Origin of the sequence: Streptomyces albireticuli (genome assembly GCF_021228125.1) — a bacterium.
Lineage (GTDB): Bacteria > Actinomycetota > Actinomycetes > Streptomycetales > Streptomycetaceae > Streptomyces > Streptomyces albireticuli.
The window spans coordinates 1-4,810 of sequence record NZ_JAJQQS010000051.1; the positions used below are offsets into that span (position 1 = coordinate 1).

3 protein-coding genes and 3 pseudogenes are annotated in these 4,810 nt (G+C 64.6%); 2 read left to right on the forward strand and 4 right to left on the reverse strand.

The genetic code is table 11. From position 1 onward, the window contains the following. Positions 1-185: 185 nt before the first annotated feature. The 3 genes from LUZ64_RS36275 to LUZ64_RS36280 form a co-directional block, all read right to left on the reverse strand. A complete protein-coding gene (locus tag LUZ64_RS36275; protein ID WP_170116695.1) occupies positions 186-1,388 on the reverse strand; it encodes an IS110 family RNA-guided transposase in 1,203 nt (400 codons plus the stop codon). A gap of 630 nt (positions 1,389-2,018) precedes the next feature. Further along, a complete protein-coding gene (locus LUZ64_RS38005) occupies positions 2,019-2,204 on the reverse strand; it encodes an HBL/NHE enterotoxin family protein (RefSeq protein WP_095580224.1) in 186 nt (61 codons plus the stop codon). A gap of 330 nt (positions 2,205-2,534) precedes the next feature. After that, on the reverse strand, positions 2,535-3,683 hold the full coding sequence (locus tag LUZ64_RS36280; RefSeq protein ID WP_170116701.1) for an esterase/lipase family protein: 1,149 nt from the start codon (positions 3,681-3,683) through the stop codon (positions 2,535-2,537). 256 nt (positions 3,684-3,939) lie between these two features. On the opposite strand from LUZ64_RS36280, the pseudogene LUZ64_RS38160 reads away from it, so the two are divergent. Further along, positions 3,940-4,107: pseudogene (locus tag LUZ64_RS38160) on the forward strand (helix-turn-helix domain-containing protein); the annotation flags it as partial. Positions 4,108-4,113: 6 nt separating this feature from the next. On the opposite strand, the pseudogene LUZ64_RS36285 reads toward LUZ64_RS38160, so the two are convergent. After that, positions 4,114-4,381: pseudogene (locus LUZ64_RS36285) on the reverse strand (transposase family protein); the annotation flags it as partial. A 115-nt stretch (positions 4,382-4,496) separates the two neighbouring features. Here LUZ64_RS36285 and LUZ64_RS36290 point away from each other — a divergent pair. Beyond that, positions 4,497-4,667 (forward strand): annotated as a pseudogene (locus LUZ64_RS36290) (transposase); the annotation flags it as partial. Between the last annotated feature and the right edge of the window lie 143 nt (positions 4,668-4,810).

Here is a 4,810-nt window from a genome sequence, read left to right on the forward strand (position 1 = left end):
GCCGCTGCTCGGGGTGAAGATCACGTAGGTGGTGCGCCCGTCGTCGTCCTCGACCTCGGGGGCGTAGGGAACCGGCTGGTCGAACTCAGAAGCCCGGGGTGCGGACGCTGACGTGGGCGCGGGCTCGCGGCCGGCGCGGGCTCTGCCACTGCCGGGGCCTGCGGGGGGTGCCCCTATGGGTTTCGTCAACCCGTAGGGGCGGGCTTGGGGTCGTAGAAGGTGCCGTCGCGGAGCATGGCGAAGAGCACGTCGGCTCGTCGTCGGGCGAGGCAGAGGAGGGCTTGGGTGTGGTGCTTTCCCTGGGCGATCTTCTTGTCGTAGTAGGCGCGGGAGACCGGGTCGGCCAGTGCGGCGAACGCGGACAGGAAGAAGGCCCGTTTGAGCTGCTTGTTTCCTCTCCGCGACGGTTGTTCGCCGCGGATCGAGGACCCGGAACTGCGGGTGGCCGGGGCGAGGCCCGCGTAGGCGGCGAGGTGGGCGGCGGACGGGAAAGCGGACGCGTCGCCGACGTCGATGAGGATTCTGGCTCCGGTCCTGACGCCGATCCCCGGCATGGACGTCAGGACCTTGGGAAGAGGGTGAGCCTCCAGCAGTTCCTCGATCCGGGCGGCCAGCAGTTTCCGCTGGTCAAGGACGGCAGTCAGAGAAGTGGCCAGGCTCGGGACGATCAGCGCGGCCGCGTCGGTGCCGGGAACGACGACGGTCTGTTCGTCCAGGGCGGTGAAGATGTCGTCGACCAGCCGTTCGGCCATTCTGGGTGCCTTCGGCCGGAGCAGGTTCACCAGCCGGCGGCGGCCGGCTTTGCGGATCTGGGCCGGGGACCCGAAGCGTTCCAGCAGGTCCAGGACCGCCGGGTGCTGGACGCGCGGGCCGAGGACCCGTTCGAGATGCGGGTGGATCTGGGTCAGCAGTCCCCGCAGGCGGTTGGAGACCCTGGTGGCTTCGCCGGCGAGGTCGTCGTCGAAGCCCGCGATCATCTCCAGCTCGGCGACCGTCTCGTCGGCGGGCTCGATCGCCCGCAGGGTGTGCGGCATCGAGCGGGCGGCATCGGCGATGACGAACGCGTCGCGGGCATCGGTCTTGGCCTCGCCTGGATAGAGGTCGGCGATCCGCCGCATCGTCAGGCCTGGCAGATAGGCGACTTCGCAGCCCATGTCGCGGGCCACCGCGAGCGGCAGAGCACCGATCGAGGCGGGCTGGTCGACGACCACGAGCACGGCGCCGTGCTTGGTCTTGAGCTTGGCGAAGACCTCGCGGAGCTTCGGCTCTCTGTTGGGCAGCCGCTTGTCGAAGGCCTTCTTCCCGGCCGGTGTGACGGCGGTGGCGTGGTGTTCGCCCTTGCCGACGTCCAGGCCGAGGAAGGCGCCGATGTCGCTGACGTCGATCACGTGTGTCCTTCGGTCGTTCCTACCCGGCCGTCCCACGGCACCGATCGCCACATCCACATTACGAAGAGCCTCCCGACCTGCGGAGAAGCCGGTGGTCATGCCCCTAATCAGCGGTCTGTCGATGCCTCCGGAGCCGGTGACACCACCCCCCAGGCCATGCGTTCGACAGGGGGAGAAAGTCATGCCAACCCCGGAGGCCGGGCGCCCCATTGCGGGGCCACCAAGAAGGTAATGGGGAGGTAGTAGGGGAGGAATCCGGTGTCGTCGGGTTCGGCAGCGGGGGCCGGGTGCCCCGGACTGTCGTTCTGCGGGGCCGTGCGGACCAGCGTGCCGGTGGCCGCCCGGGCGGCTGGGGCGGCGGTGCTTCCCACCGGCACCAGCCATCCCGGAGAACCGGCCTGGTCCGGCACAGCCGCTACGGCGGCCATGGCGGGTTCCTGCTGGCCGACCGGCCAGCTGTCGAGGTCATCCCACTGACGGCCTGTCCCCAGTGCAGAGGCTGCTCCGGTGCCCGGTCCTCCCCGCTGTCAGGCTCGTAAGGGATGACGTCGGCCCAGGGTTCGTCCTCGCTGCGCCTTGAGAAAGTTCACCAAGCGCTTCATCAAACTTCTTGCGCGCGCTCTTGTCCCCCTAATTCACATCCGCCGCCAATTGATCCAGCTGCGGCAAGAACGCCGCGACAGAATTAGAGTAGCTCTTGATATCGGTGAGGGGCTGCATCAACTGCTGCTGATACGTGTCGCGCCATTTTCCCGAATGATCGCACGCTAGGGCCTGATTATCTTTGAGTGTAGATATCAGGCTGAGACTCCGCATTCGTCAGATCCCCACGGCCCATACAACCAGTCTGACCCCAACACCCCACCCAGGTCAGGAGATCCGAGAAACAGTGCCTAGCGCACTTGGTACCACTGTTTGCGGATTGTTCGACGCACGGCGACCGTCGGTGGTCCGGCCTTCGCCCATCCGGGGGTGTGGGCAGCGAATTCCTACAAGGTCACCGCTCTGAGGCCATTGAGCAGGGTGAACTCGACGATAGGGAAGGGGCGGGGTGGGGAAAAGGCTGCTCCGGCAGAGAAACACATATGAGACAAGCCCACACAGCACCCTAGCTGAGCGACTGGCGCAGGCGGGGATAAACGCGACTCAGCCGACGGTTAGAGAGGGGGTCGTTGCGGTCCCGTGGGCGTCGTAATCTGCAGACTGATAGGAATGGATTCCGAAACTCCAGGAGCCACCCACTGTTTGGCCGCTTCTGACAGGGAACGAGTCGCTACGGATCTCCATAGTCCGGAATTTTTCCGACTGTGTCGACGCGTCACGGAATTTGGCGTCACCGATGCCTTTGCCCTCATATTTGACGTCACAGGTCACGTCCTTGTATCCCGCGTAGTACCAGATCTTTACCCACCCCCAGTAGTAACCACAGCCGCGTACTAGGAGTTCGCTGTAGGCGTTCTTCTGGGCACTCGTTCCGGTCACGGTCATGCAGGATGACGTCTGGGCGCCCACCCATTTGTCCTTTCCCCAGTTTTCCTGCAGATCCGCACAGGCAAACTGGGCAGCCTGTGGAGTGTTAACCCCGTCCGCGTCGGAGATCAGAGCCAGAGTCTTTTCCTTGGTCCAGGAGTTGCTCGGGTAGTCGTTGTGCGCGATGCACCCTGTCACGAAGTTCTGCGCGCCCTCAAGGGCGCTGGTCGCCCCGCCGAAGACGATTCCGTCGCAGTAGCCCACGCCAGAGCTAACAAGCGGAGGTTCATTCCCGAAATTGGCTCTGAACGTGGCATACGCTGTCGGCCCCGGCGTCTCGGATCCGCTGCTCAGGGCCTTCAGGAGATCCGACCGAGTGGTCATCTCTTGGGTCTGAACATCGCACTTGACATGCACGGCACACGCAGCATCGGCAGCTAGAGTACCGTGGTTGGGAGTACCAAGGGTGACCAGGTGTTTCGTGGTCGACGTACCGCCGTCGTGCTTGAGGTAGTAGCGGGCGACGAGACCACCCATCGAGTGGGCGACAATATCGATCGTGCCGTCAGGGGATTTACTTGCGAGTTCGTTATCCCTGATGTACTTCCCGAGACCACCTGCGATGGCCTCGATGGTTGTGTCGCCGGGGGTCTGCTTGCTGTAGTCGAAGGCGAGGAGTTCCTCCGATTTGTACCCGAGTGCCTGGGCGTCGCTGATCAGATTGCCCCAAACACCGGGTCCCGCGCCATGGCCGTGGACGAAAACGACGGGACGGTGGGCAAACTTGTCCGCCGCTTGTGCGATCGACGGAAAGATACCCGTCATGGCAGTCAGGGCCAGTGGCAGGGCGCTCGCCGCCATCAACGCTCGCAAATAGTGACCTAATCGTGATGAATCACCGGGAAACATTTACATCCTCCTTCATAATTGGGTTGTTCATGCGCCAGGCGTCCGCTCGGCAGCCACGCATGATGCAGTTTGTGACGCAGTAGAGAGTCTGTCCTCACCTCGTTACTGACCTTGAAAGGTGGGTTGCCGTAGGGGCTGACGGGTGGTGCTCGTCGCGGTACGCCGAGGGGGGGTGAGGCCTCCGCAGGGTGGTGGGCTGACGGATGAACGGCGGTAGTTCCGTGAGCGGGTCCGCCTGGAAGCGGCTCGATTGTCTGCCGACGGGCAGTCGAACGGGCTGGTTGCCAAGCAGTTACAGGTGAGTGTCCGGTCGGTCCAGCGGTGGCAGCGGGTCTACGAAGCCCCGCCGCAGAGCACGAGTGAGGGACGGGTCCCGGCCGGCGAGGAGTGAGGTCACGCTGTGTACACAGGCGTGGGGGGTGCCCTCGCTGATCCGGAAGCCCGCAGCGAGCTTGGCGAGGGTGGGTGTGCTCGCGCAGGTAGACCAGCGCCACGATCGCGCGCGGGGAGGACCGCGGTGCACACCTGCGGTCACCCTCGCGAGTGATGATCAGCATCGTGACCCACTCCACGAGCGCATGCGGCAGGCCGAGTGCGCCAGGATAGACGACCAACGAGGCCCCCAGGCTGTGGTGTTGAGACGTCAGACATCTCGATCAACAGCCCGAGGGCCTCGCCTGTTACGAGCCTGCCGCCATCACCCGATCAGTGGCCACTCTGAAGATCCTTAATGAGCGGCTCGGCCGTCGCAGGTGGATGATCGAACGAACGATGTCCTGGCTCACCGGCTATCGCCGACTCACCCACCGCTACGAACGCGACCCACGCAACTACCTCGCGTTTCTCGGCCTCGCCGCTGCAATCTGCTGCTACAAACGGCTCGCCCGTCTCACCACATAGGGCTCGTAACAGGATTATGAACGGGTCTTCTTGAGGTGCCTCGGGCGGTTGGGGCCGCAGGCCAGCGAGAGGAACGTGTTGTGGGGTTCGGTTCGGTGCTCCCTGCGGATGGCGGGGCGTTTGAACTGGTGGAGCAGGGCGAA